The sequence below is a fragment of the Parabacteroides sp. KHUB-02 genome, assembly GCF_056640955.1.
Genome location: NZ_JBWQEV010000001.1, coordinates 1310592 through 1336907, shown reverse-complemented (window position 1 = coordinate 1336907; position 26316 = coordinate 1310592). Strand labels below are relative to the sequence as shown.

25 protein-coding genes are annotated in these 26316 nt (G+C 45.3%); 14 read left to right on the top strand and 11 right to left on the bottom strand.

The window, feature by feature from the left end; genetic code table 11:
* Positions 1–9: 9 nt before the first annotated feature.
* The 5 genes from ACYIA1_RS05840 to ACYIA1_RS05820 all read left to right on the top strand — a co-directional run bounded on the left by ACYIA1_RS05840 (position 10) and on the right by ACYIA1_RS05820 (position 7540).
* Complete coding sequence (locus ACYIA1_RS05840) at positions 10–1566, top strand: DUF4435 domain-containing protein (RefSeq protein WP_022192595.1); 1557 nt, start codon at positions 10–12, stop codon at positions 1564–1566.
* Between the two features lie 98 nt (positions 1567–1664).
* A complete protein-coding gene (locus ACYIA1_RS05835) occupies positions 1665–3431 on the top strand; it encodes an ArnT family glycosyltransferase (RefSeq protein WP_480334677.1) in 1767 nt (588 codons plus the stop codon).
* 24 nt (positions 3432–3455) lie between these two features.
* Positions 3456–4697: an anaerobic sulfatase-maturation protein gene (locus ACYIA1_RS05830; RefSeq protein WP_005862697.1), complete on the top strand. Its 1242-nt coding sequence runs from the start codon at positions 3456–3458 to the stop codon at positions 4695–4697.
* Positions 4687–6219, top strand: coding sequence for a TldD/PmbA family protein (locus ACYIA1_RS05825; RefSeq protein ID WP_008772291.1), 1533 nt, complete (start codon positions 4687–4689; stop codon positions 6217–6219). Before ACYIA1_RS05830 ends, ACYIA1_RS05825 begins: the two co-directional genes overlap by 11 nt.
* Before the next feature lies 1 nt (position 6220).
* Positions 6221–7540 (top strand): TldD/PmbA family protein, encoded by a 1320-nt coding sequence (locus ACYIA1_RS05820; RefSeq protein WP_005862700.1) that lies wholly within the window; start codon positions 6221–6223, stop codon positions 7538–7540.
* Between the two features lie 80 nt (positions 7541–7620).
* Here ACYIA1_RS05820 and trhA read toward each other — a convergent pair whose 3' ends face one another.
* Genes trhA through ACYIA1_RS05805 form a run of 3 tightly spaced genes read right to left on the bottom strand, consistent with a single transcriptional unit; the run spans position 7621 to position 10724 of the window.
* Complete coding sequence (gene trhA / locus ACYIA1_RS05815; protein WP_009275107.1) at positions 7621–8271, bottom strand: PAQR family membrane homeostasis protein TrhA; 651 nt, start codon at positions 8269–8271, stop codon at positions 7621–7623.
* A 17-nt stretch (positions 8272–8288) separates the two neighbouring features.
* Positions 8289–8495 (bottom strand): heavy-metal-associated domain-containing protein, encoded by a 207-nt coding sequence (locus ACYIA1_RS05810; protein WP_005857310.1) that lies wholly within the window; start codon positions 8493–8495, stop codon positions 8289–8291.
* A 15-nt stretch (positions 8496–8510) separates the two neighbouring features.
* Positions 8511–10724, bottom strand: a complete 2214-nt coding sequence (locus ACYIA1_RS05805) for a heavy metal translocating P-type ATPase (protein ID WP_005857312.1) — start codon at positions 10722–10724, stop codon at positions 8511–8513.
* 215 nt (positions 10725–10939) lie between these two features.
* On the opposite strand from ACYIA1_RS05805, the gene ACYIA1_RS05800 reads away from it, so the two are divergent.
* On the top strand, positions 10940–11389 hold the full coding sequence (locus ACYIA1_RS05800; protein ID WP_005857314.1) for a NanQ anomerase/TabA/YiaL family protein: 450 nt from the start codon (positions 10940–10942) through the stop codon (positions 11387–11389).
* A gap of 53 nt (positions 11390–11442) precedes the next feature.
* Here the strand turns inward: ACYIA1_RS05800 and ACYIA1_RS05795 are convergent, their stop codons facing one another.
* Complete coding sequence (locus ACYIA1_RS05795; protein WP_005857316.1) at positions 11443–11583, bottom strand: hypothetical protein; 141 nt, start codon at positions 11581–11583, stop codon at positions 11443–11445.
* A gap of 135 nt (positions 11584–11718) precedes the next feature.
* On the opposite strand from ACYIA1_RS05795, the gene ACYIA1_RS05790 reads away from it, so the two are divergent.
* The 6 genes from ACYIA1_RS05790 to ACYIA1_RS05765 all read left to right on the top strand — a co-directional run bounded on the left by ACYIA1_RS05790 (position 11719) and on the right by ACYIA1_RS05765 (position 17499).
* Positions 11719–12897 carry a M24 family metallopeptidase gene (locus ACYIA1_RS05790; protein WP_087344418.1) on the top strand — a complete coding sequence of 393 codons (1179 nt, stop codon included), beginning with the start codon at positions 11719–11721 and terminating at the stop codon, positions 12895–12897.
* 43 nt (positions 12898–12940) lie between these two features.
* Positions 12941–14641, top strand: coding sequence for an alkaline phosphatase (locus tag ACYIA1_RS05785; RefSeq protein WP_036611509.1), 1701 nt, complete (start codon positions 12941–12943; stop codon positions 14639–14641).
* A gap of 74 nt (positions 14642–14715) precedes the next feature.
* Positions 14716–15636 (top strand): aspartate carbamoyltransferase, encoded by a 921-nt coding sequence (gene pyrB, locus ACYIA1_RS05780; RefSeq protein WP_005857322.1) that lies wholly within the window; start codon positions 14716–14718, stop codon positions 15634–15636.
* Positions 15637–15648: 12 nt separating this feature from the next.
* Positions 15649–16113, top strand: coding sequence for an aspartate carbamoyltransferase regulatory subunit (gene pyrI / locus ACYIA1_RS05775; RefSeq protein WP_005862713.1), 465 nt, complete (start codon positions 15649–15651; stop codon positions 16111–16113).
* Between the two features lie 92 nt (positions 16114–16205).
* The gene (locus tag ACYIA1_RS05770; RefSeq protein ID WP_005862715.1) at positions 16206–16772 is read left to right on the top strand and encodes a flavin reductase family protein; all 567 of its coding nucleotides are present in this window, start codon (positions 16206–16208) and stop codon (positions 16770–16772) included.
* Between the two features lie 4 nt (positions 16773–16776).
* The gene (locus tag ACYIA1_RS05765; RefSeq protein ID WP_005857327.1) at positions 16777–17499 is read left to right on the top strand and encodes a porin family protein; all 723 of its coding nucleotides are present in this window, start codon (positions 16777–16779) and stop codon (positions 17497–17499) included.
* Positions 17500–17508: 9 nt separating this feature from the next.
* On the opposite strand, the gene ACYIA1_RS05760 is transcribed toward ACYIA1_RS05765, so the two are convergent.
* Complete coding sequence (locus ACYIA1_RS05760; RefSeq protein WP_005857328.1) at positions 17509–18783, bottom strand: hemolysin family protein; 1275 nt, start codon at positions 18781–18783, stop codon at positions 17509–17511.
* 168 nt (positions 18784–18951) lie between these two features.
* Here ACYIA1_RS05760 and pheS point away from each other — a divergent pair, with 168 nt between their 5' ends.
* Complete coding sequence (pheS, locus tag ACYIA1_RS05755; RefSeq protein WP_005857329.1) at positions 18952–19971, top strand: phenylalanine--tRNA ligase subunit alpha; 1020 nt, start codon at positions 18952–18954, stop codon at positions 19969–19971.
* A 70-nt stretch (positions 19972–20041) separates the two neighbouring features.
* Positions 20042–20428, top strand: coding sequence for a fluoride efflux transporter CrcB (gene crcB, locus ACYIA1_RS05750; protein WP_008779782.1), 387 nt, complete (start codon positions 20042–20044; stop codon positions 20426–20428).
* Positions 20429–20498: 70 nt separating this feature from the next.
* Here the strand turns inward: crcB and ACYIA1_RS05745 are convergent, their stop codons facing one another.
* The 6 genes from ACYIA1_RS05745 to ACYIA1_RS05720 form a co-directional block, all read right to left on the bottom strand.
* A complete protein-coding gene (locus tag ACYIA1_RS05745) occupies positions 20499–21275 on the bottom strand; it encodes a glycosyltransferase family 2 protein (protein ID WP_158532856.1) in 777 nt (258 codons plus the stop codon).
* A 2-nt stretch (positions 21276–21277) separates the two neighbouring features.
* A complete protein-coding gene (locus tag ACYIA1_RS05740; RefSeq protein ID WP_480334669.1) occupies positions 21278–22588 on the bottom strand; it encodes a UDP-glucose dehydrogenase family protein in 1311 nt (436 codons plus the stop codon).
* 136 nt (positions 22589–22724) lie between these two features.
* The gene (locus ACYIA1_RS05735; protein WP_005857332.1) at positions 22725–23129 is read right to left on the bottom strand and encodes a HEPN domain-containing protein; all 405 of its coding nucleotides are present in this window, start codon (positions 23127–23129) and stop codon (positions 22725–22727) included.
* Positions 23126–23440 carry a nucleotidyltransferase domain-containing protein gene (locus ACYIA1_RS05730; RefSeq protein WP_008778387.1) on the bottom strand — a complete coding sequence of 105 codons (315 nt, stop codon included), beginning with the start codon at positions 23438–23440 and terminating at the stop codon, positions 23126–23128. Before ACYIA1_RS05730 ends, ACYIA1_RS05735 begins: the two co-directional genes overlap by 4 nt.
* Before the next feature lie 141 nt (positions 23441–23581).
* On the bottom strand, positions 23582–24859 hold the full coding sequence (locus ACYIA1_RS05725; RefSeq protein WP_480334666.1) for a hypothetical protein: 1278 nt from the start codon (positions 24857–24859) through the stop codon (positions 23582–23584).
* Positions 24860–24871: 12 nt separating this feature from the next.
* Positions 24872–26251: a phenylacetate--CoA ligase family protein gene (locus ACYIA1_RS05720; protein ID WP_480334664.1), complete on the bottom strand. Its 1380-nt coding sequence runs from the start codon at positions 26249–26251 to the stop codon at positions 24872–24874.
* Positions 26252–26316 lie beyond the last annotated feature (65 nt).

Here is a 26316-nt window from a genome sequence, read left to right as displayed (position 1 = left end):
ATAACATGTATGGAACTAACACTCCCAACGAAAGTTAATGTGACACATCCCATCATGCTAGACACGAAGATATTAGTCGTGATCGGAGCGAACGGTGCGGGGAAAAGCTCTTTTGGCAGAGATTTATTGGAGAGATATGCGGGTCAAGCGAAAAGAATATCCGGTATACATGCCTTATTCATCAGCGATGACGAATCTAAATTATCGGCCTCCAATGAATTCGCACGTTTACAGTCTATGATCAAAGAACGACTGTTCATGCCACGTATTTCTGAATACGAGAAACTGATTTTGCAACTCCAGAGCGAGGAGTTCGAGGCGGCAGTCAATTTCAAGGAAGCCAGCAAAACTAATAACGAAGTAGATCCTCCGATCACCAAGATAGATATTATACAAGCGATCTGGGAAAAGATGTTTCCGCATAATCGCCTGATACGAAAGTCGGGATTTATCGAGCTTGTATCCACGGGGCGTGATTCAAATTCCTACACCGCCGGACGCATGAGCGATAGCGAGAAACTGGTGTTCTACTTGATTGGGGCCGCATTATGCGCATGCCCGAACGCCTTGCTCGTGATCGAAGAGCCGGAAACCCTTCTCCACAACTCCATAAAGAACCAGCTTTGGGACGAGATTGAGGCGATACGCCCGGACTGTACGTTTGTTTATCTCACACATGACATTGATTTCGCCACCTCCCGCTCCGACAGCAAACGGATCTGGATTCGTTCTTACGACGCAGATCATTCCGTATGGGATTACGAGTTGATCGAGAGTAATGAAAGTTTTCCAGAAGAAGTATATATGGAAATACTTGGCAGCCGGAAACCGATCTTGTTTATCGAAGGGACCGACACGAACAGTATCGACAGTAAGCTTTACCCCTTCATATTCCCCGATTATTTGGTGAAACCGATGGGTGGTTGCCAAAAAGTAATCGAGACAACCAAAGCGTTCGGCCAACTGAAAGACTTCCATACATTAGATAGCAAAGGTATCGTAGATCGTGACAGGCGTACGCAAGGAGAAATAAACTATCTACGGGAACAACATATTTATGTACCGGACGTAGCGGAAGTGGAGAACCTATTGATGATAGAGGATGTGATCAAGACGGTCGCCAAACGGTTGATGAAAGATCCGGACGATGTTTTCAAGCAAGTGAAAGAAAACGTAGTACGTCTTTTCCAAAAAGAACTGGACTCGCAAGTAATCCTTCATGCCAAACATCAAGTCCGTAAAAAACTGGAGACTACCGTTGATCGCAAGATAACGACGGTGGAGCAATTAACCGAACATGTAGAGAGTATCCGTCTGAACATCCATGCGGAAGAAATATACAAAAACATAAAAGAAGAGTTCGAGTCTTATATAGAAACGGAGAACTACAAAAGCATCCTCCGTGTTTATAATCAAAAAGGGATGTTACCACAGAGCCGCCTATGCGCGATCTGCGGTATCAGTAACAAAGAGAGTTATTTAAACCTGATTCTCTCCATATTAAAGGAAAACAAGGAGGATGCGGAAGCGATACGAAAGGCTATCAAACATTCATTGGGCACATAAAAAGTTTCTAAAAATGCGGGGAAAGTCCATAAAAAATTGTTCTTTTGCAAACTGTTTTATAACATTAATGGGCCAAAGCCCTATATATTAATTGTCATATGCGTACACCTACACTTCAATATCTTTACTTGCAAAAGCCGGTAACCATGATGGTAGTAATCTGTATTATATCTGTGTTACCTTGGATCGGCCTCGGCGACTTTTCTACCAAAGGGGAACCTCGGGAAGCGGCCGTAGCGATCTCCATGCTTGAGACAGGTAATTGGGTCTTGCCACAATCTTACGCGAACGAGTTCGCTTTTAAGCCACCGATGGCGCATTGGTTAATGGCTGCTTTCTCCTATCCACAGGGATATGTCTCTGAGTTCACCTCCCGCTTGCCATCCGCTTTAGCCTTTATTACCTTGATCGGGTTCGTATTGGTCTTTTTCGGTAAACGAATCGTAAAGTTTCAGGAGGCATTCATAGCGACCCTCCTATTGGTCACCTGCGTAGAGATACATCGAGCGGCCATGACGACTCGGGTGGATATGTTGCTCACTACTTTCATCGTCATAGGGCTTTTCCAGCTATATCGATGGGAAGATAAATTAGAGCTGAAAGGACTTCCCATATTCATACCTTTATTATTAGGATGCGCCGTTCTGAGCAAAGGACCGGTAGGTATAGTATTGCCCCTATTCGTATTCGGCATTTATCTATTAATGTTAGGTCAATACAGTTATCTCACCATATTCAAGACTTTATTATATGCGGGAATTTCCTCTTTATTCCTACCGATGTTGTGGTATACCGCCGCATGGAAGCAGGGGGGAGATGAGTTCCTTAATGTCGTATTAGCGGAGAATTTCGCTCGTTTCTTACACCTAAACACTCCTGAAATTTCCTATGATCTGGGGCATGAGAATGGTGTTTGGTACAATTTCATGACATTGGCGGCAGGCTTTATACCTTGGACTATTTTCTTTTTCTTCTCTTTATTCGGGCTGAAACTTAGCAAGCCTGAGCAACCTATTAAAGAGATCTTAAAGAATACGTGGAAACGTATCCGCTCCATGGAAAAAGTTCGTTTATTTAGTTTGGTTGCTTTAGTCGGCATCCTTTTCTTCTATTCGATCCCTTCCAGTAAACGAAGCGTATATTTAATGCCGGCTTATCCGTTCATTGCCTTGTTCTTGGCTCAGTATGCCTTATATATTACAGAATACCGTACGAAAGTAACTCGGGTATTCGCTGCCTTTTTAGCTTCCGTAGTAAGTGTCGTCATGATAGCGATCTTGCTTACGGTATTCGGTATTATTGATCCTGTTGGTATCGTCGGTCAATATACACAAAACGCATCGACCTTGGACATGGTACAAATGGTATCAAAAGTATTAGTTCACCCCAGTACGCTTACGATCTGTATTATCTTCATAAATCTATTGATATTAGGAACGGTCTATTACCAGATGTTCAAGAAAATAAATATCAAGATCCTCTACGCTACGATAGCCTTGACATTCTCGGTTAATTTATTAATTGACGGTGTCATTATGAGAGGTATTCGTGAAGGGGATTCTTGCCGTGTTTTCGCTGAACGTATCCTGAAAGAATATCCATTGAATAAAAAGAATGTATATGTCGTAAATAACCTTCGGATTTATCGGAATCTGTACGGATTAAACTTCTATATGGGAAATATCTTCCATGACTTCGATAAAGAAACACCCGCCAAAGGTTATTTCCTGATCGGAGAAAATGAGATGGAAAAGGTACTTTCCACATACGGGGATAAATATACCTTCCGTACACTGACTAAGTCAGATCAAACGTTCAGCGAGCTAAAACAAAAAATCGTGCTTAGCGAGTTCGAGTTGAAATAGAAATGTAATATCTAATAGTATACCATGAATAGTTCCTATATTTCCCCTTTCGCCAAGCCGGTCTACATCATGTTGAAACCGGTTGGTTCTGTTTGTAATTTGGCATGCGAGTATTGTTATTACCTTGAGAAAAGTAAGTTCTATCCGGACGTGAAGAATCACATCATGACGGATCAGATACTCGAGAAGTTCATCAAGGAATACATGGAATGCCAAACCATGCAAGAAGTCTTGTTTACATGGCATGGAGGCGAGACGCTGATGCGGCCGATCAGCTTCTATAAAAAAGCCTTGGAGTTGCAGCGTAAATATGCGGGAGGACGGCAAATAGACAACTGTATCCAAACCAATGGTACCCTATTGAATGATGAGTGGTGCCAATTTTTCAAGGAAAATAATTTCTTGGTGGGTGTATCTATCGATGGCCCGCAAGAGTTCCACGACGAATACCGTAGGAACCGGCAGGGACTCCCCTCTTTCTATAAAGTGATGAAGGGAATCGAGTTGCTGAAAAAACATGGGGTAGAATATAACGCCATGGCCGTCGTGAATGATTATAACGTGGATTATCCGCTGGAATTCTATAATTTCTTCAAGGAACTGGATTGCCGTTTCATCCAATTCGCCCCGATCGTGGAGCGTATCGGCCGGCACAAGGAAGGTACCAAGCTATCTTCTCCCGAGGAACAAGACGCTGCGATCGAGCTAGCTCCGTTCTCGGTAGATAGCGAGAAATGGGGGGATTTCCTTTGCGCCTTGTTCGACGAGTGGCTGAAAGAGGATGTCGGCAAGTTCTACATCCAATTATTCGATTCCACCTTGGCCAACTGGGTAGGCGAGCAACCCGGGGTCTGCTCCTTGGCCCGCCATTGCGGTCACGCCGGGGTAATGGAGTTCAATGGCGACGTATATGCTTGCGACCATTTCGTATTCCCGGAATACAAACTCGGGAATATCCAAACAAAGACATTAACGGAGATGATGTACAGTCCGGTACAACAAAAGTTTGGAACGGATAAAGAAGATAAGCTCCCTACGCAATGCAAGGAATGCGAATATCTTTTCGCTTGCCATGGGGAATGCCCGAAAAACCGGTTCCTCCATACGCCGAATGGAGAGCCGGGACTAAATTATCTATGTAAGGGATACAAGAAATTCTTCAAGCACGTAGCTCCTTACATGGATTTTATGAAAAAAGAGTTATTGAATCAACGTCCACCCGCAAACGTGATGGATTGGGCTAAACAACAACAACATGAATATTAACAGACGTGATTTCATTAAAACAGGAAGTATGGTTATGCTTGGAACATTAGCGGCTCCTTCCCTACTAGGAAGTTGCACCGGTAGTGAGAGTGATAAAGCAGCCGGTATTTCATTCGCCATGAATTATTTCAAGGTGAGTGAGGGGGATTTGAGGAAAGTATTGGCGGCAGCCTTGGAGAAAGGCGGGGATTATGCCGATTTGTTTTTTGAGCATTCATACAGGAACAACGTAGGGTTGCAGGATGGTGCCGTAAACCGTGCCTCATCTAACATCGATTTCGGGATGGGCGTACGTGTTTTGTCCGGCGACCAAACGGGATATGCCTACGTGGAGAACGTCAGCTTGGACGAGATGCTAAAGGCGGCTCGTACGGCTGCGCGGATCGCCACCGGATCAGCGAATACCGCTCCTATCAACTTAACGGAAGAAAAGCATACGAACAATTTCTATAGCGTACAAACACCTTGGGACGAGATAGCCATTAATGACAAGATGCCTTTCTTGCAGAAACTAAACGATCAGATCTTCGCCAAGGACAAGCGGGTCACCAAGGTGATGGCCTCTTTGGGAGACACGACCTCTCATATCTTATTCTGTAACTCGGAAGGGCAGATTTATTACGATTATCGCCCGATGAGCGCCTTGAGCGCCGTCTGCATCATGGAGGATAACGGGAAGATCGAGAACTCGTACGCCGCACGGGCTTTCCGCATGGGAGCGGAATTCCTAACGGACGACCTGATCGACGAGCTTGCCCAAGAGGCGGTGGATAAGACCTCTATCTTATTTCAGGCGATCAAGCCTAAAGGCGGGGAAATGCCCGTTGTCATGGGTGCCGGTGGCTCTGGCATCTTATTGCACGAGGCGATCGGCCATGCTTTCGAGGCAGATTTCAACCGTAAGAACACCTCTATTTTCTCTGATCAACTGAACAAGAAAGTTTGCAACGAGCATATCAACGTGGTGGACGACGGCACGATTCCTTTCAACCGGGGCTCAGTCAATATCGATGACGAGGGTGTGGACGGACAAAAAACCTATATCGTACGGGAGGGAGTCTTGACCAGTTATCTGCACGATCGTATCAGTGCGAAACATTACGGCATCCCCTCTACGGGCAATGGCCGCCGGGAGTCTTTCCGTCAGATGCCTATCCCCCGTATGCGTGCCACTTATATGGAAGCGGGCAACGTGACGGAAGAGGAGATCATCTCTACCGTAAAGAAAGGTATCTATGCCGCCAACTTCACGAACGGGCAGGTACAGATCGGCGCGGGCGATTTTACCTTCTTCGTGAAGGATGGTTACTTGATCGAGAACGGTAAGCTCACCCAACCTATCAAGGATATCAATATCATCGGTAACGGCCCGAAAGCGTTGGCGGATATCACGATGGTGGGTAATAATTATAAAATGGATAACGGCACATGGACCTGCGGTAAGGATGGACAGTCTTGCCCGGTAACCTGCGGTATGCCGTCGGCCTTAGTCAGCAAACTTACAGTAGGAGGAGAAAACTAATATGATAACAAACGAAAATAAGAAATTGGCTCAATGGGCCATGGAATATGCCTTGAAGAATGGTTGCCAATCTTCACGTGTCACGCTTTACAATGGTTCCAGCAGTTCGTTTGAGATACGGGATATGAAAATAGACCGTCTGCAACAGGCATCCGAGAACAGCATGGTGGTTCATTTGTTCGTGGACGGCCGTTACGGCTCCTACTCTACCAATCGCTTGGATAAGAAAGAGCTGGAGAAGTTCATCAAGGATGGTATCGCCGCCACTCGTTTCCTCGCCGAGGACAAGGCTCGCACGCTGCCGGACGCTTCCTTGTATTATAAAGGTGGGGCGGCGGACTTGCGATTGGTCGACCCGAATTTCGACTCCGTGCAACCGGACGACAAGGTAGCGTTGGCCATGAGCGTCTGTGAGGAGATCATGGGCAAGGACGACCGGATCATCTCCGCCAACGCTTCCTACAGCGACGAGAAGGACTTTAAGTACATGGTAGCCAGCAACGGTTTCGAAGGCGAGGCTTCTGGTTCCTCTTATGGCTTGGTGGGGAGTGTCAGCATCCGTGGGGAGGGTGACGCCCGTCCCGAGTCTTATTGGTACGACTCTTCCTTGTATTATGACGAGCTGGTGAAGACCGGTATCGGTACGAAAGCGCTGGAACGGGTGCTTCGAAAACTGGGACAGCGGAAAGTGGCGTCCGGTAAATATACCATGATCGTGGATAACATGAACTCCAGTCGTCTGCTTTCTCCAGTAATCGGAGCCATTTACGGTTCCTCCATCCAGCAAAAGAACTCTTTCTTGTTGGATAAGATCGACCAAAAGGTAGCGAGCGACAAGATGACCTTGATAGATGAGCCTCATTTGGTAAAGGCTTCCGGCGCACGTTATTTCGATAGCGAGGGTGTTGCCACGAAACGTCTTCCGGTATTCGAGCAGGGTATATTGAAAACGTATTATATCGATACGTATTCCGCCAACAAGATGGGCATGGAACAAACGATCGGCTCTCCCTCGATTCTTACCATGCGGAATGGTGATAAGGATCTGGACGGATTGATCGCCTCTATCGACAAAGGTATATTGGTGACCGGCTTCAACGGTGGAAACTGCAATAGCACGACCGGCGATTTCTCGTATGGTGTGGAAGGTTTCTTGATCGAGAGAGGCAAGCTATCCCAACCTATCTCCGAGATGAACGCCACGGGTAATATGCTCTCCCTATGGAGTAACCTAGCGGAAGTCGGAAACGACCCCCGCCTATCCTCCAGTTGGCGAATCCCTTCCTTGCTTTTCAATGGGGTTGATTTTAGCGGATTATAAATACGAGAAACAACATACGGAAGAACAAGAATAAAAGAAGCCGGAACCGCTAAACACTGTTCCGGCTTCTTTGTTTCTCCTTACACCAAATTATAGATCGCTATAAAATGGCAAACCGTTCCCCCGAGAACGAATAAATGCCATGCGGAATGCATATATTTATATTTATCCAGAAAGAAGAAAATCGTTCCTAAGGAATAGAACAAGCCTCCTCCGATCAACCAATATAAGACATACATCGAATCCGTACGCTGGAAAACATCGATCAAAGGTTTGAAAGCGATAATCACCACCCAGCTCATCAGCAGATAACAAACCGTTTTCAGATTATCCTTTTTCTTCATCCGACGGAAACTAAACCATACGCCGATAACCGCTGCCAGCCAAACTGTAATAAATAATCCCCAGCCCCAGAAACCCTCGTCGCGGAGAGCCACCAAGGTAAATGGCGTATAAGTACCCGCGATATGCAAATAAATAGCGCTATGATCCCAACGGCGCAACTGGCATTTTCGCTTGGGATCGGAAGCGGCGTGGTAAAAGGTAGAGGTCACATACGAGGAAGTCATGCACAACGCATAAACGGCGAAACTACCGATCACCCACGGATCACCTGTACGAATCCCGGCGATCATCAAGACGATAATCGCCGTTAAGCCGAACAACATACCCGCGCCATGCGTAAGCACATTCGCTACTTCCTCACCATGAGTCTGTCTTTGTTTTCTCATCCATCCGATCGCTACGACTACAAGGCGCTGGCCTTGAAACCGGCCTCCGATACGGCTGAAAGAATGGTCTCCGCCGGAAGATCGGTTGTTATAGTCAATGTTTTATCCGGGGATTTCAAGTCGATCGACCATGCGTCCTCTTTTACTAATTTATTCAACTTAGCGCCGATAGCCGCCACGCATCCGCCACATTTAGCGTTTGTCTTAAATTTTAATGTTGCCATATCTCTACTTATTATTTAAAGTTTACTCCATTTCAACCGTAAGCTATTTAATACCACCGACACGGAACTGAAAGCCATTGCGGCGCTCGCCAACATCGGGTTCAGTAACAGTCCGTTCACCGGGAATAAGACACCCGCCGCCAATGGGATTCCGATCAAGTTATAGATAAATGCCCAGAATAAATTCTGGTGGATCGAGCGAACCGTACGTTTCGACAAGCGGATCGCATCCGGCAATAACATCAAATCCGAAGTAATCAACGTGACCATCGCCACATCCATGGCGATATCCGTTCCCTTACCCATCGCAATGCTCACATCCGCACGGGCCAAGGCTTGCGAGTCGTTGATACCATCCCCAACCATAGCCACTTTCCTTCCGGCGGCTTGCAAGGAACGGATATACTCCTCCTTATCGCTCGGCAAGACATCCGCCTTATAATGACGGATATCCAGCATGGCCGCAACAGTCTCGGCGGTCCGTTTTCCATCGCCGGTCAATAAATGAACCTCGATACCCATTTCTTTCAAGGCCTCTACCGCCTCTCCCGACGTAGGTTTCAACCGATCCGAAATAGCCATGACCGCAAGCAATTCCGATTCCCAACCGTAATAAACGATACTCTTGCCATCCTCTTCCCACCGGATGATTTCCCGCCCAGCCTCGGGCGGAACCATCGCCTTGAAGGTTTCCAAAAAGCCTTTGCTTCCTACCCAATACGTCACGCCATGTACCTGCATTTGGATACCACGCCCCGTTACGCTCTCGAAACTATCAGCGTCGATCTCCGCAGCCTCCGTTCCTTTCAACCATGAGAGGATAGCGGACGCCAAAGGATGCTCAGACTTCATCTCGGCGGTATAAAGGATATCCAGCATATCCCGGCTCGCCTCCGATATCCAGAAAGAGTCTGTCACCTCGGGCACGCCCTCGGTCAAGGTCCCGGTCTTATCCAGCACGACGGTATCCACCTTACAAAGGTTTTCCAAGGCAAAAGCGTCTTTGATCAATATATGATGCTCGGCGCCTTTACCCATCCCGACCATCAAGGCAGTTGGCGTAGCAAGTCCCAACGCGCAAGGGCAAGCGATCACCAATACCGATACCGCCGATAAGAGAGCGTACGAGAAGTACCCGCTTCCTCCTACTACCAGCCAGACGATAAAAGTGAGTATCGCCAATCCGACAACGATCGGTACAAATATACCACTTATTTTATCAACGATACGCTGCACGGGTGCCTTACTTCCTTGAGCGGCTTGTACCATCTGTACGATTTGCGATAATACGGTAGCGCTCCCCACCCCGGTCGCCTCCATCAAGAAAGCGCCCTTTTGGTTGATCGTCCCGGCCAAGACCCGGTCACCTTGTGATTTCACGACAGGGATCGGCTCGCCACTCAACATGCTCTCATCCACGGAAGAGGAACCTTGAGACACCGTGCCGTCCACCGGGATCTTCTCACCGGGACGGACACTGACAAGATCTCCCACCCGCAAGAACGAGATAGAGACCTCTTCCTCCTGACCATCTCGCACACGACGGGCGGTTTTAGGCTGCAATCCCATCAAGCTCTTGATAGCGGAAGAAGTGCTGTTCTTCGCCCGCTCCTCCAGAAGTTTACCCAACAGAACGAACGCTATGATCACGCCGGATGCCTCATAATAAACATGCGGCTCCAATCCTTTCTCATACCAGAACCGCGGATATACGGTATTGAAGAAACTGAACAGGAAAGCGATCGAGGTACTCAACGCCACCAACGTATCCATATTGGCGCTACCGTGCAACGCATGGCGCACGCCGTTCACGTAGAACGACCGCCCGAACACGATCATAATCACCAAGGCCAGCGCCATCATGATCCAGTTACCGCCGGGCGTATGCATAAACACCATTCCCAGCAGGGCCAGCGGAATGGAAAGTACCCACGCCCCGATCGTATTCCGGCGTAGCTTCCGGTAATGCTCTCGTGCCATCTCTTCCTGTACCGCCGTCGGATCCTCTACCTCCACGACCAAATCGTATCCGGCCTCCTGCACGGCCTCTCTCATTTTCTGAGGAGTAATCAAGGATGGATGGTATTTGACGGAAAGCGTATTCGCCGCGAAATTCACCGATGCCTCCTCCACGCCGGGAAGTCCCTTCACCGTATTCTCTACGTTATTGGCACATACGGCACAACTCATCTCGAGAACCGGTAGTATAATTGTCTCCAAATCTTTCATAGATCGTATCACCTGTTTAGTTATATATAAATGAATAACAAAGATACGATAAATATGATTGCAACCAGATTGCAAACTTTGCGAAACAGTATTTACGTACGTTAAGAAACTTAGGAACTTAATAGATTTATTTGAGAAATATGACTATTATTTAACAGGGAAATACCCGACATTTGTAACGATTTTCAAACCAATTACTAAAACTTAATAACAATATGATTCTAGACTCACTTGAGAACTCTAAGCGGATCGAATGTATCCATCCGCTGTTTAAGCAGGCTTTTGACTATGTTAAGTCTACTGATTTTTCAAAAATGGAAGATGGTAAATACGATATAGCGGACGCTGGTTTCACGGTTAGCATCGCCAGCCTCTTCGGAAAGGAGAAGTCGGAAGCGGCCATCGAGACCCACAAGAAATTTATCGATATCCAATTCCCCTTATTGGGCGTAGAGAAAATCGGATGGAAACCGGGAGATCAATTACTAGAGGAGTCCGTTCCATACAACGAGGAGCAAGATATCGCCTTTTATATCGACAAACCTACCGCCTATACGAAAATCTATCCCGGACAATTCGCCATTTATTTCCCGGAAGACGGGCACGCCCCGGGTATCGGCCAAGGGAATATCCGGAAGGTGGTTATCAAGATCCCGGTCCAATAGTATCGAATACCCTATTTGTTCCGCAAGAATAACCAGCTGAATACTTATATATTCTATATCGGATCTACTTCTATTCTACAAACCACGGCGTGGTCTTTGTAAACCACGCCATGATCTGTAAAGACCACGCCGTGGTTTATAGGATTCACGACGAGAATCAAGGAATAGATACAGATACGATTATCTTTATTCATAAGAAGATTTCCCTATTCAACCGTATATTCGCATATATGCGTTTGTAATACTTTATTCACCTCAAATCCACTTAAATCTCGTAAATTCTTGTTACCTTTGATGCCCGGTACAAAATAAAAGTAATACAAAGGAAGATGATTTCAGAAGAATTGAAGAACGACCTAAAGATAAAATGGGATCGGATGAGAGATGGTATGGCAAAAATGGGTATGGATGCCTGTTTGCTTACCGTAGATGTAAATCTTTATTATACGACAGGACAAATCTATAGTGGTTATTTTTATTTGCCGGTAGACGGTGAGCCGTGGTTCTTGATCAAGCGACCGAACGGGCTTTCAGGACATCAAGTGGAATACATCCGTAAGCCGGAAGACATCCCACCCTTATTTGCGGAACGAGGAATTAAGATGCCGAAAAGACTCTTATTAGAGGCAGATGAGTTAACTTATAATGAATACATCCGTTTAGATAAGGTATTCCAACCGGAGGAGGCCGGTAACGCCACCGCTTTCATGCGAAACCTTCGCCGGGTAAAAACCCCTTGGGAGATCGGGCAATTCCGTATCGCCGCCCGCAAGCACGAGGCTACTTATAGCGAGATCCCGGAATGTTTCCGTCCCGGTATGACAGACTTGGAGTTCCAGTACGAGATCGAGAAACGTATGCGCAAGAACGGCTCGATCGGTCTTTTCCGTGCTTTCGGAGCCAATATGGATATCTATATGGGTAGTATTCTCGCCGGGGAAAACGCCGAGACCCCATCCCCTTTTGATTTCGCCTTGGGTGGAGGCGGCATAGACGCTTCTTGTCCGCTAGGCGCTAACGGTACGTTATTAAAAGAAGGCACCGCTATCATGGTGGATATGGCCGGCAATTATACGGCTTATATGACGGACATGACCCGTGTCTTCTCCGTAGGCCGCCTGACGGAGGAAGCTTATCGGGCGCATCAAGTGGCCCTTACGATACAACAGGAGGTGGAAAACGCTACCCGACCGGGAACCGCTTGTTCGGATTTATATAATATAGCGGCGAATATCGCTAAGAAAGAAGGTCTTTCGGCTAACTTTATGGGAACCGAGCAGCAGGCTAAATTCGTGGGACATGGCATCGGTATACAGATCAATGAGCTACCCGTGCTTACCCCTCGCTCGAAAGAGGAGCTTTTGCCGAATATGGTATTCGCCTTGGAGCCCAAATTCGTGATCCCGGGTGTCGGTGCCGTGGGTATCGAGAACAGTTTCCTTGTAACGGAGACGGGCGTGGAGAAGTTGACACGGTTCAACGAGGAGATCATCCCACTTGGAAATTAAGATTTAATAGAAGAATTTGTTATACATTATTAAATTAAAGCACATGAAAAAAACATTAGCTTTTCTACTTTTGCTGGCTATTATCATTATGCCGGCCAATGCCGTGGAAAAGGAGAACGTGAAGCCTGTCAAGAACGTGATTCTCTTAATCCCGGACGGAACCTCATTGGCGACTATCTCTATCGCCCGTTGGTTGCAATGGTACCAAGATCCCAGCAAACCGAAATTGAACATCGACCCGTATTTGTGCGGAACGGTGCGTACGCATTCTTCTAACGCCCCTATCGGCGACTCCGCTCCTACTACATCATGCTACATGACCGGACAGCCGAGCCGTACGGGTTATGTATCCACTTACCCGGAGAACGACGGTGATAACGATATCTACCCGACCGACCCGGCCCGTGCCTTCCAACCGCTTACCACCGTATTGGAGGCTGGCAAGATGTTGCAGGGCAAAGCTACAGGATTGGTTTTCACTTGCGAATTCCCGCACGCTACCCCGGCGGACTGCTCCGCTCATAGCTACAACCGTGGTAAATACGACTGGATCGCTCCGCAGATGGTTCATAATGATATCAATGTCGTTATCGGTGGTGGAGTGTCTATCCTTACGAAGGATATGGAAGATTATCTATTGGCGAACGGATACGGCGTATATAGAAACGACCTGAAAGGTATGCGTGCCGATAATAATCAGAAGATGTGGGCTTTATATGGCAACAAGGAAATGGCTTACGATATCGACCGCAATCCGGAAGAGCAACCTTCTATCGAGGAAATGACTCGTAAGGCGATCGACAAATTATCCAAGAACCCGAATGGTTTCTTCTTAATGGTAGAAGGCAGTAAGGTAGACTGGGCCGCTCATGGAAATGACCCGGTAGGTATGGCTACCGATTTCTTGGCATTCGATCGTGCCTGCGGTGCCGCATTGGAGTTCGCACGCAATAACGGCGAGACTGCCGTTGTCATCGTACCCGACCACGGAAACAGCGGTATCAGCTTAGGTAGAAGAGATTGTAAAGGTTACGATAAATTGACGAAAGATCAATTGTTCCACCAATTCTCCCTGTATAAATTGACCGCCGAGGGTTTCGCCAACAAGGTAAACAGCGTTCCTAACTCAGAAGTGCAGAACGTATTCCGCACCTACGCCGGCTTCGAGCTGACACCGGAAGAGATGAACGCGTTGAACAATTGCAAGGATTATAAGAATAGCCCGATACCGGAAGACCAACGCAAACCGGAAGATAATTCCTCCATGTACAGTGGCTCGTTAACCGGATTGATGGCGCATATCATCACTTCCCGCACTTGCTTCGGTTTCACGACTGGCGGCCATACGGGCGAGGAAGTATTCCTAGCCGCTTACCATCCGCAAGGAACCTTACCCCTAGGTATGAATACGAACATCGAGCTGAATGAGTACTTATGCAATTTGTTCGGATTGACACACGAAAACTTGGAAGATCTTACAAACAAGAACTTCGCACGCCACACGGACGTATTCGAGGATTACACTTGCGAGATCGTCCCTGCCGCCGACGAGAAAGGTTCTCCAACCTTGATCGTTAAGAACAAGAAAGATAAGAAAAAACAGCTAACGATCACCCCGTTCTCCAATATCGTGAAGTCCGGGAAGAAAGGCCAAGATGAGATACGGTTAAACTCTGTCGTCGTTTATGTCGATAAAAATAACACGTTCTATCTTCCGGCAAGTCTAGTTGATTTCTTAAAATAAAATATAAAGCGGAGGCCCTTCGGTCTCCGCTTTTTTTATACATTCGCGTACATAAGACAGAATATACACAACCTATGAAAAGTAAAAGTTTAGTTTCTATCGATCAATGTTCCAAAGAGGACATTCTTCGTATTCTGGATAACGCAAGGAAGTTTGAGGAGAATCCGAACCGGAAATTACTGGAAGGCAAAGTCGCCGCCACCCTGTTCTTCGAGCCCTCTACACGTACGAGACTGAGTTTCGAGACAGCCGTAAACCGTTTAGGTGGACGGGTGATCGGTTTCTCGGACGCTTCCACGACTAGTTCCTCCAAGGGCGAGACCTTGAAAGATACGATCTTGATGGTAAGCAATTACGTGGACTTGATCATTATGAGACATCATCTGGAAGGAGCCGCCCGCTATGCTTCCGAGGTGACGGATGTCCCTATCATCAACGCTGGTGACGGGGCGAACCAACATCCCTCGCAAACCATGCTGGACCTGTATTCCATCCGCAAGACACAAGGCAAGCTAGATAACCTCACCATCACGATGGTCGGCGATTTGAAGTATGGCCGTACGGTTCACTCCTTGATCGTGGGAATGTCTCACTTCCATCCGACCTTCCACTTCGTCGCGCCGAACGAGCTGCGCATGCCGGACGAGCAAAAGAACTTCTGCGACAAGCACGGACTCAAATACGAGGAGCATACCGATTTCACGGAAGATATCATCAACCAGACGGATATCCTTTATATGACCCGTGTACAACGTGAGCGTTTTACAGACTTGGAAGAGTACGAGCGGGTAAAGAACGTGTATATCCTGCGTAACGACATGCTGAGAAACAGCCGTGAGAACCTGCGTATCTTACATCCGCTACCCCGTGTGAACGAGATCGCTTACGATGTAGATGACAATCCAAAGGCTTATTACATCCAGCAGGCACGCAACGGGCTGTTCGCACGCCAAGCTATCATTTGCGAAGTTTTAGGTATATCTATCGACGAATAAAAACGAAGTTTTATGTCAGCAGAAAAGAAAAAAGAATTGCAGGTAGCCGCTTTAGAGAACGGTACCGCCATAGACCATATTCCTCCCAGCCAATTATTCAAGGTAGCCTCTTTACTGGGACTGGAGAAAATGAACAATACGATCACGATCGGCAATAATTTCCATAGCAACAAGATGGGATGCAAGGGTATGATCAAGATCGCCGACAAGTTTTTCGAGGAGGACGAGATCAACCGTATCGCCATGATCGCCCCGAATATTATATTGAACATTATCCGTGATTATGAGGTTGTAGAGAAGAAGACGGTTACTTTACCCGACGAGCTGATTGGCTTGGTCAAATGTAACAATCCGAAATGTATCACCAATAATGAGCCGATGCTTTCCCGCTTCCACGTGATCGACAAGGAGAAGGGAACCATTAAATGTCATTATTGCGAACGTAAGATTAATAAAGAAGACATAATCATTAGATAATTGAAAATTAAGAATTGAGAATTGAGAATTAGCTTTACGGAATCTTTAATTCTCAATTCTCAACTTTCAATTATAAAAACGCAGTTTTTATTATGAAGCACGATTGGAAACCGGGAACCATGATCTATCCATTGCCAGCCGTAATGGTGAGTTGTGGGAATGAGCCTTCCGAGTACAATATAATAACAGTCGCATGGGTCGGTACGATTTGTACGAATCCGGCGATGTGCTATATATCCGTACGTCCGGAACGATTCTCTTATCCGATCTTGAAGAAGAATATGGAATTCGTCATCAACTTGACGAATCGTGAGCTGGCCTACGCCACGGATTGGTGCGGGGTAAACTCAGGGAAAGACCATCATAAATTCGAGGAGATGAAGCTCACTCCCGGAAAAGCGACCGTCGTTAACGCCCCTACGATAGACGAGTCTCCGCTTTGTATCGAATGCCGGGTAAAAGAGGTAATCGCTCTCGGAAGTCATGATATGTTTATCGCTGATGTCGTAAACGTACAGGCCGATGACCGATATCTAGACCCAGAGACAGGGGCTTTTGATATGCAGAAAGCGGATCTTTTGGCTTACTCGCATGGTAAGTATTACGGGTTAGGTGAATTTGTCGGTAAATTCGGCTGGTCCGTGAAAAAGAAAAAATAACGGTATGAAAAAAGTCTACCTTATAGGAGCGTTGCTATCTTTCGGTCTGTTAGCAGAAGCCCAGAGCTTCATGCGTTTCGAGGACAAAGCATTCAACTTTGGAGCCAAAGTAGGATTCAACGCCACTTTCCCAGTCATAAACTCCCTTTCCATCAATGGGAAGGAAGCGGAGAATATAGACATCGAATATAAGGTAGGTTATCTGGCCGCGGTCTTTTGCCGGGTCAATATCGAACGGTTCTTCCTCCAGCCTAGTTTCTCATGGCATCGTTCTGAGGGAAATATCCGTTTTTCCATACCTCAAAGTTTGCCGGAAAATAATATGATGTCCAATACATCGGCAACTACCGACCTCTTGATGATGAAAACCAGTTCCTTAGAGGTTCCCATAATGGTAGGCTATAACCTAGTGAAGAAAGGGCCTTACGGACTTAGCCTTATGGTCGGCCCCAAATTAAAATACAACTATAAGATCGCCTATACGGTAGAGTCTTCCACCACGCACGTAGAATACGTGAATGACAACACCCCGTTCGGAGTCAATATCGCTACGGGCGTAGGGGTTAGCATCGGACGGCTATTCTTCGACTTTGTCTATGAGTTCGGATTGAATCAAGTGGAATCCGATTTCGAGAAAGTCAACAACCCGGTTCCCGAGATTAATTATGATATCAATATTGACAAGCGAACGAACGTGATGAGTATCTCACTCGGCGTACTCTTCTAAAAAGACATTTTACCCATTTTTCAAGTACTTGACCAAAACCTTATCGATCCGGGCGCCATCCATATCTACGATCTCGAACTCAAAGTCCAGCCACTTTAATTTCTCACCCGTCTTCGGTACACGTTCCAATATCTCTAGGATCAAGCCGCTCAAGGTATTATAATCATGCTCGGCATACAAATCCTCCATGTCGAAATATTCCAAGAAATCATAGAAAGAATATTGGCCGTCCACCAACCAAGTACCATCCTCACGTTGTATGATCTCGGACTCCTCTCCGACTTCCGGTACTTGCCCGATTAAGCCTTCCATGATATCCTTCAAGGTTACGATACCTTGAATGCCTCCGAACTCATCCGTAACGAGTCCATATTTCACGTGTGTCTGCTTGAAAGATTCCAAGGCGTTATATACGCTCTGGTTCTCGGGAACGAACTGTGCCGGGCGAAGTACTTGATTGATCGAGAAATCCGGTTGGTCGATCCTTCCGAACAAATCTTTCAGATAAACGACCCCTACTATATTATCGAACTTCTCCGAAGCCACGGGATATATATTAAATAAGTTCTCCTCCACTTTCTCCCGAATCTTCTCCGTACTATCCGTCACATCCAGCCAAACCAGCTCGCTACGATGCGTCATGATAGAACCCACGTTACGGTCTCCCAGATTAAAGACCCGCTCTACGATGTCCTGCTCTACCTCTTGCACCTCGCCACCGTCGAAGCCCTCTTTCACGATCGCCTTGATTTCTTCCTCTGTTACCCTATTTTCCTCTTTCGTATCCACGCCCGTCATCTTCACAGCCAACGCCGTACTCTTTGAAAGTAGCCAAACAAAAGGAGAGGATATCAAGGAAAGAAAATTCATGGGTTTAGCAACTAACATAGAGACCTTCTCGGCACACCCCATGCCGATCCGCTTCGGTACCAACTCTCCGAATATAAGTGTAAGATACGTCACGATAATAACGATCGTCGTTTTAGCGATCCCCAACGCATACGGTTCTAGGGCCGGTATTTGCGCTATTATAACAGCGAAATTATGAGCTAACGCCTCGCCAGAGTACAAACCGGTCAAGATACCGATCAAGGTAATTCCGATCTGGATGGTTGAGAGAAACTTATCCGGCTCATTTGCCAGCTTCAAAGCAGTGCCCGCAGATTTATTACCACGTTTCGCTTCGGTTTCCAACCTAGCCTTCCGGGCCGAGACCAAAGCGATTTCCGACATCGCAAGAATTCCATTCAGTAAGATAAGGCCAATAATAATGACTATTTCCATTAATTAATTTATAGTTTGATTATGCTGCGAAGATATATAAATACTTTAATATATAAAACAAGACACCTAAGTGTCTGCGCTTACATTTAACTAAAAAACCTTACGAATCCCTTGCGGTTTCAAAAGAAAGGCGTACTTTTGCATGACAAATACAAAGTGTGATTAGAAATGCTCGATAAAATTAAGGCTCTGCTTCAAGAAGTAGAGAATATGAAAGCGGCAAATGCCGAGGAACTAGAAGCTTTACGTATAAAGTATCTCAGCAAAAAAGGCGAGATATCGGCGTTGATGAATGATTTCCGTAATGTAGCGGCTGATCAAAAACGTGAGGTTGGCAAATACTTGAACGAACTAAAGGAAACAACCCAGAGCAAGATCAACGAATTAAAAGAAAGCTTTGAGAATGTACAGACCGCAAACGATGATATCGATTTGACTCGTACGGCTTACCCGATCGAACTAGGCACTCGTCATCCTCTATCACTTGTAAAGAAAGAAATTTGCGATATATTCGGACGGTTAGGATTCAGCATCGCTGAGGGACCGGAAATCGAGGACGATTGGCATGTCTTCTCTTCCTTGAATTTCGCCGAGGACCATCCTGCCCGCGATATGCAAGATACGTTCTTTATCCAGCATAATCCGGATGTATTGCTTCGCACACATACTTCTTCCGTACAGACCCGAGTAATGGAAAAGCAAGAACCGCCTATCCGTATCATCTGTCCGGGACGTGTATATCGTAATGAGGCTATCTCTTATCGTGCTCACTGTTTCTTCCATCAAGTAGAAGCGTTATATGTAGATAAGAATGTCTCATTCGCCGACTTGAAACAAGCCTTGTTGTTCTTCGCCAAGGAAATGTTCAGTCCGGATACAAAAATTCGCTTGCGTCCTTCTTACTTCCCGTTCACGGAGCCATCCGCCGAGATGGATATCTCCTGCAACATTTGTGGAGGTAAGGGTTGCCCCTTCTGTAAAGGAACCGGTTGGGTAGAGATCCTCGGTTGCGGTATGGTAGACCCGAACGTGCTTGAGAACTGCGGTATCGATAGCAAGGTTTATTCAGGCTATGCGTTGGGAATGGGTATCGAGCGTATTACCAATTTGAAATACCAAGTAAAAGACTTACGCATGTTCTCGGAAAACGATGTTCGTTTCTTGAGACAGTTTGAGTCGGCCAATTAAATTGAAAACCTAAATCATTTACCATCTCCCCGGGCCTTAACCTAGCCCGGGGGAAACACACTAGGTTGATATGATAAAGGTTTTTCTTTTAATAATAGGAGGAGCTATCGGATCTGCGCTACGGTTCGGAGTTTCCACGTGGGTGCAACGATCGATGCTTTACTCCTTTCCTTTTGGTATCTTGTCGGTCAATGTGATCGGCTCCTTTTTAATCGGCTTCTGCTGGAGTATAGCGGAAGCCTATAATTTTTCTATCAATACAAGAGCTTTCCTATTCACCGGTCTTTTCGGTGGTTTCACGACTTTCTCTTCTTTCGCTCTCGACACGATGGTACTTATGCGTACCGGAGAATACAAGATGGCACTACTCAATGTACTTGCCAGTAATATCCTTGGTTTGATAGCGGTCTTCCTTGGGATCATACTTGGGAAGAATATCATTACAATGATCAAGTAAATAAATAAAAAAACACGGCACAAGTCAGTCATGACAAGGCCGTGTTATATCGAATAAAGCTGTTTCCAAATTATCTATTTACTAACCTCAAGAATACTTTCTTAGAAAAATAAGAAGGTAAAAACAGAATAAAGAAATACAGATACGAAGCCATCGGGGAATATCCGAGAACCGTTCTATAAACACGTAAATTATACTTTATGAGAGACCATTTATTCCGAGAGATAGAACTTGAGTGAATTCGGTAAATCGCCAATGGCTCTTTCAAGCCGTAAGCGACCTCACAACGCCTAAGTATGGTAAGCCATAACCCCCAATCTTGCCGTTTACGTAATTCCGGCATAAAGACCTTTCCCACTTTCTCCGTATCATAGACAGCGGTCAAGCAGCCAATCCCATCATCACACCGCATAGAGAAATAGGTCTCCCTTCTTTTTCCGATAACAATGCTGGAAATCTTTCCACTCTCGTCGCAAGTCATATACGAGGTATAAGATAAGGCACAATCCTTCTCTCGCATAAAAGCCAACTGTTTCTCCAGCTTCTCCGGACACCATCGATCATCACTATCGCAAAAAGCGATAAATCGTCCTTTGGCCTCCGAGATAGAGCGATTCCGGCAAACACCCGCCCCACAATTCTTTTCTAACCGGAACAACTTAATACGGGAATCCCTTTGAATATACCGCTCTATGATCTCAACAGAACGATCCGTAGAGCAATCGTCAGTAATCAACAGTTCCCAATTAAGATAAGTCTGCGAAAGAATCGACTCAATGGTTCCCGCTATAAAAGACGAAGAATTATAAGAAGGAGTAATAATGGAGACCAAACCTAAATTATCCATAACTATTTTCCGATACATTCATAGGTAAAGCCTAGCTCACCCAATTCCTTCGCGTCATAGATATTGCGGCCATCCAGCAGCAAAGGTTGCCTCATCACTTTCTTGATCACGGCCCTACTTGGCAAGCGAAACTGTTTCCACTCGGTCAACAACAACAATGCGTCTGCATCGATTACCGCCTCATACATATCCTTCGCGTAAACAACCCGATCAGCAACTCTACGTTTGCACTCGCCTATCGCCACAGGATCAAACACCTTGACCACGGCACCCGCTTTCCGTAAAAGATCAATCATCACCAAAGAGGTAGCCTCACGCATATCATCCGTCTCCGGCTTGAAAGACAAGCCCCAGAGAGCGATCGTTCTCCCCTCCAAAGAGTCAAAATGTTTTCTAAGCTTCGTATAAAGGATCGTCTTCTGACGTTCATTCACCTCCTCCACGGCCTTTAGCACTCCCATCGGATAACCATTCTTTTCCGCCGTCTTGATAAGAGCCTTCACGTCTTTAGGGAAACAACTACCTCCATAGCCACATCCCGGATACAGGAATTTATTACCGATTCGACTGTCCGAACCGATCCCCTTCCGGACCATATTCACGTCAGCGCCAACCAACTCGCAAAGATTCGCTATATCATTCATGAACGAGATACGAGTAGCCAACATGGAATTAGCCGCGTACTTAATCATCTCCGCCGAGGGAATATCCGTAAAGATCACCCGGAAATTATTCAGGAGGAACGGACGGTAAAGTTTACGCATCATCTCCTTCGCCCTCTCCGACTCCACACCGACCACTACCCGATCCGGACTCATGAAATCCTTGATGGCCGCACCCTCCTTCAAGAACTCCGGATTCGAGGCCACATCAAAGGGGATATCCATCCCACGTTTACTCAACTCCTCTTGAATCGCAGCCTTTACCTTCCGTGCCGTACCCACGGGAACCGTACTCTTGGTTACCAATACCGTATATTTCTTAATATATTGGCCAAACGTACGAGCGACCTCCAACACATAACGCAGGTCGGCGCTACCATCCTCGTCCGGTGGCGTACCCACGGCGCTAAAAACGATATCCACGTTATCCAGACAAGAGGCCAGATCCGTCGTAAAATGAAGTCTGCCTTCCTTGGAATTACGCAATACCATCTCTTCCAACCCCGGCTCATAAATCGGGATATTCCCCTCCAACAAGCCATTTATTTTCTCCCGGTTGACATCCACGCAAGTGACATCAACCCCCATCTCGGCAAAACAAGTCCCAGACACCAGGCCTACGTAGCCGGTGCCGATAATTGCGATATTCATAAGTTATAAGATTATATATTTCAGGAAATCTATAGAGAAGTCAAGTTTTGGTATACGTATATTACGCATACCAAGCCAAATGATATGCGATATTCAATTTTTTAAACTATTTACGGCAAAGAAGACAAGGATAGCCTCATGCTTTTCCCTCTATCAACGAAAGCAAGGTATTCAAATAATTATCAACAGAATCCATCAAGGGAAGAATCTCATTGGCATCGATCACAATCCAATCATCATAATCCCCACTTTGTCTCAACTCAAATAGTTTACTATAAAAACGTCCCAAGTCTTTACTGATTATTCCTGTACTTACAAAATGAAGACCTAATAAACGAATCACTCCTGAATGCGTAGAAGCCTGAAAGCCATTTTTAATTAACAGTGCCGTGGTCATATAATAACAAGCATAATACATTCTATTAGCGGCCGCATGCCAATAACCACACTCTACGATCCCTTTGGTTTCCTCCCAAGTATCAAAAGCTCTAGCCTTTCTTGCTATAACAAGGGCTTCCCGTTCTTCATCTGTTAGATTCATAGTTCTATACCATCTAATTCCACATTCTTGAAAAAAGGAGTACCTTTACGTTTCATCCATTCAGTAAAGGTATATAACTTAGTGCTAAAATATTCGCCAAATTGCCATCCTAGGTCGATTAAAGGATAGGCATAGGTATCAAAATCCGCAGAGGTTATCTTTTCCTTGTCCAACAATATTAGAATATCCCAATCCGATTCATCATGGACATCTCCACGGGCTTGCGAACCAAACAAAAAAACCTTTGTTCCAGCTGGCATCACTTGCTTTATCAAAGCCCTAAGAGAATATAATATATCGTCCTTCCTCATTGTTGTACAAAATAAACATATTATCATACGATCGATCATATTGATTTACAGCCATCGCACGATAGTTACCACCACAAATATACTTACTTTTAGCTAGGCCACAAATATTCTTCTTGATTTTTATCGTATAAGACACCTTGCCTACATAGCCGGTACCGACAATGGCATTATATACAACCCCCGTTTTCCAGTACGAGGCGAATCAAAGCATAGGTACTTTCCAGAAGGGGATACTCTGGGATGTAAATCGCAAGCTATATGGCATTTAAAATCTTTCGTTTGAAACTTTTTGGGAGAATAGATACTTAGCAACAAATCCGCACTTTGAGTATTGATATCAGCCTTATAGATTTTTGCCATCCTATATTTATCCGGATAAGTATCCGCCACAAAAGACGTATCCGAGATAAAGGACTGATGACCATCCGAATTCAACACATCCCCTACTATTATTTGATAATGATCTACATCTTTCATGTCATACAATACATGACAACTGTTACCATTTATAATGCAAGACGCTATCAATTGATTCCTGTTATTCCATACATAATGAGAACCGGACTCTTGAGTAGGTAAGGTAATAAGTCGCCGATCACGCAAATCATAAACCATGATCTTGGTATGCCGCCTCATATAATCCCCATCGATTGGTATTTTTCGGTATAAGAAAGAAAGATACCGACCGTCTTTCGAGAACTCCGAATGGGTTACAAAATGCATATACCCCTGCCTATAGGATTCATCTTCCATCTGTGCCAACTCAGACAAAGAGATAAGCAACTCTGAAGTATTCTCCTTTAAATCCACCAAGAACAAACCGCTATCTTTAGGTGCCGGATCATCCAATTTCCCTCCATCCCGATAAGGATAACCATACCCGGGCATACAACGCTCCAAGCGCTCATAACTAAAAGAAGAAGCCAAAGATCTTTGCTCATCTTGATAGACCGCATCAATCGGGCAGTCTATTACTTGGTATTCCCCTGTCGATAAATCATGAATCTTAGACACAAGCCGATTCGCTATCGCCGTATTATAAATCATCCGGTTCTTATCCAACCATTGCAGCCTGCATCCTTTATGATAATTCCATGCGTAAGAGGTATCCACCCTATGAAAGTCCTTTATAGAGCCTTGTTCCAAATCAAAATATCCGACATCCAGTCCTTCCGTGGGTAAAGGCATACGCAAATCCAACCTATTTTGATTCGCCAATAGCTTGGTCTCATCAAAAGAAAAAGGCGTGACATCGTGAAATCCGAAAAAGAAGCCTTCCCGATATTGATAGGGAGAGGCGAAATACTCCTTCTTCCTTGGCAGCAAATCAAATATGCCTTGATACATATTCCGCACGAACTGCTTTAAGGCTGGATTTTTACGGACGAGGTTATAGATGGTAGATTCTAGTTTATTCATAAATCAACATGATTATTTTTTCAATTCAGAGACAACTGCCTTAAACTTCCCTGCTTTTGTACGGGGAATCTCATCCACATACTCAAATTTTACCTTTATGGAGGGACTAACAAATTGAGAGATATTAACTAACAGCTTCCTTTCTGTTTCTACATCGTAAGAGTCTCTCTTAACAATACGCAATATCATCTCCCCCGATGCCTTTTGTACTACTTGGCACTCCTTGATATCCGATGAATCCTTGAATATATAATCCAGACGTTGGATATGAAGTCCTTCCGGCGTAACAATATAGTCCTCGTTACGCCCAACGATATCTTCTATGATCTGGCTATGCAAGCCACATTCACACTCCCGAACAGAGAACACCGCCGTATCCCCGTTTTGATAACGGATAAAAGGCATACCTAGATTTGCGAATCCGGTAGCTAAGATCTCACCTTGCAATCCATTCGCTACAGGCATAGCCATATTAAGCTCCATGTGCCCAATCTCAAAATCCTCATGATAAACTGATTGCATACAATGTGTAGCAATAGCAGCTTGCTCAGAGAAACTGTATAACTCATGAAAAAGAACCCCCTTATAGACTTTCCGTAAAATATCTTTTTGGTTCTCATAAAGTTTCTCGGCACCCGTGAAGATATGCTTAGGAGGGAATTCCAAAGTCAATCCAGCTTGAAGCATCTCATTTGCAAAAGCCGTCATAATGGAAGGATAGCCAATAAAGATCTCAATACGTTTTGTGTTCAACCATTCTGTAATTGTATGAATGGTATGCGCATTCAACTGCTGCATGTTAAGAAAATAGCGATTCAAGACCCTGTCGAATCTCCAATAAGGAGGTTTAGATATTGTAATTGGCACAATGGGATGCCCTGTAAAATTAACACAAGTTTTTCCCAGCTCAAATCCAAAACGATTTTTATAGCGTTGATCCACTGTCCAATAATAGGCAGAGCTATGCTTAGTCCAATAAAAATCCAAGGCCTTACCCGTAGATCCGCTAGTATGATATAAAATTAAATCCTCCTTAGATACATTATCAGCGACCATGCCTTGCCAATTCTCCCGGATCTCTTCTTTCGTCAAGATCGGGAATTTCCGCAAGTCTTCCAATCGCTTGAAATCAGAAGGAGATAAACCTACATTTGCATATTTCTTCCGATAATATGGACAATGATTATAGGCCTGTTCCAATATTTTAAAGGTATGTTCTTCTTTATAAGAACGAATCTGTTCTTTAGACCAACCATGGGTTGAGTTCAAGAAGTCCAAGATCTTATAAAAGTCATCGTTAAAACGCTGTCGCTTTAGTTTGTAACCGTGAAGGGATACGGCTATATTCTGCAGCCAATAAGGTAGGGATGAGTAAATAGTAATTTTATTCATTTGATATCATATAGATTAAATTGTCATATGGCCCATTACCAGGTTCATCCGAGATTTGGGGTGAT

Bases quoted from the DNA above. Each gene is read 5' to 3' on its own strand.
- pyrB (WP_005857322.1), top strand. From the start codon at position 14,716: ATGAAAAGTAAAAGTTTAGTTTCTATCGATCAATGTTCCAAAGAGGAC.
- ACYIA1_RS05785 (WP_036611509.1), top strand. From the start codon at position 12,941: ATGAAAAAAACATTAGCTTTTCTACTTTTGCTGGCTATTATCATTATG.
- ACYIA1_RS05825 (WP_008772291.1), top strand. From the start codon at position 4,687: ATGAATATTAACAGACGTGATTTCATTAAAACAGGAAGTATGGTTATG.
- ACYIA1_RS05765 (WP_005857327.1), top strand. From the start codon at position 16,777: ATGAAAAAAGTCTACCTTATAGGAGCGTTGCTATCTTTCGGTCTGTTA.
- pheS (WP_005857329.1), top strand. From the start codon at position 18,952: ATGCTCGATAAAATTAAGGCTCTGCTTCAAGAAGTAGAGAATATGAAA.
- ACYIA1_RS05790 (WP_087344418.1), top strand. From the start codon at position 11,719: ATGATTTCAGAAGAATTGAAGAACGACCTAAAGATAAAATGGGATCGG.
- ACYIA1_RS05725 (WP_480334666.1), bottom strand. From the start codon at position 24,859: ATGAATAAACTAGAATCTACCATCTATAACCTCGTCCGTAAAAATCCA.
- crcB (WP_008779782.1), top strand. From the start codon at position 20,042: ATGATAAAGGTTTTTCTTTTAATAATAGGAGGAGCTATCGGATCTGCG.
- ACYIA1_RS05820 (WP_005862700.1), top strand. From the start codon at position 6,221: ATGATAACAAACGAAAATAAGAAATTGGCTCAATGGGCCATGGAATAT.
- ACYIA1_RS05740 (WP_480334669.1), bottom strand. From the start codon at position 22,588: ATGAATATCGCAATTATCGGCACCGGCTACGTAGGCCTGGTGTCTGGG.
- ACYIA1_RS05770 (WP_005862715.1), top strand. From the start codon at position 16,206: ATGAAGCACGATTGGAAACCGGGAACCATGATCTATCCATTGCCAGCC.
- ACYIA1_RS05760 (WP_005857328.1), bottom strand. From the start codon at position 18,783: ATGGAAATAGTCATTATTATTGGCCTTATCTTACTGAATGGAATTCTT.
- ACYIA1_RS05735 (WP_005857332.1), bottom strand. From the start codon at position 23,129: ATGAATCTAACAGATGAAGAACGGGAAGCCCTTGTTATAGCAAGAAAG.
- trhA (WP_009275107.1), bottom strand. From the start codon at position 8,271: ATGAGAAAACAAAGACAGACTCATGGTGAGGAAGTAGCGAATGTGCTT.
- ACYIA1_RS05830 (WP_005862697.1), top strand. From the start codon at position 3,456: ATGAATAGTTCCTATATTTCCCCTTTCGCCAAGCCGGTCTACATCATG.
- ACYIA1_RS05810 (WP_005857310.1), bottom strand. From the start codon at position 8,495: ATGGCAACATTAAAATTTAAGACAAACGCTAAATGTGGCGGATGCGTG.
- ACYIA1_RS05730 (WP_008778387.1), bottom strand. From the start codon at position 23,440: ATGAGGAAGGACGATATATTATATTCTCTTAGGGCTTTGATAAAGCAA.
- ACYIA1_RS05745 (WP_158532856.1), bottom strand. From the start codon at position 21,275: ATGGATAATTTAGGTTTGGTCTCCATTATTACTCCTTCTTATAATTCT.
- ACYIA1_RS05835 (WP_480334677.1), top strand. From the start codon at position 1,665: ATGCGTACACCTACACTTCAATATCTTTACTTGCAAAAGCCGGTAACC.
- ACYIA1_RS05840 (WP_022192595.1), top strand. From the start codon at position 10: ATGGAACTAACACTCCCAACGAAAGTTAATGTGACACATCCCATCATG.
- ACYIA1_RS05805 (WP_005857312.1), bottom strand. From the start codon at position 10,724: ATGAAAGATTTGGAGACAATTATACTACCGGTTCTCGAGATGAGTTGT.
- pyrI (WP_005862713.1), top strand. From the start codon at position 15,649: ATGTCAGCAGAAAAGAAAAAAGAATTGCAGGTAGCCGCTTTAGAGAAC.
- ACYIA1_RS05720 (WP_480334664.1), bottom strand. From the start codon at position 26,251: ATGAATAAAATTACTATTTACTCATCCCTACCTTATTGGCTGCAGAAT.
- ACYIA1_RS05800 (WP_005857314.1), top strand. From the start codon at position 10,940: ATGATTCTAGACTCACTTGAGAACTCTAAGCGGATCGAATGTATCCAT.
- ACYIA1_RS05795 (WP_005857316.1), bottom strand. From the start codon at position 11,583: ATGAATAAAGATAATCGTATCTGTATCTATTCCTTGATTCTCGTCGTG.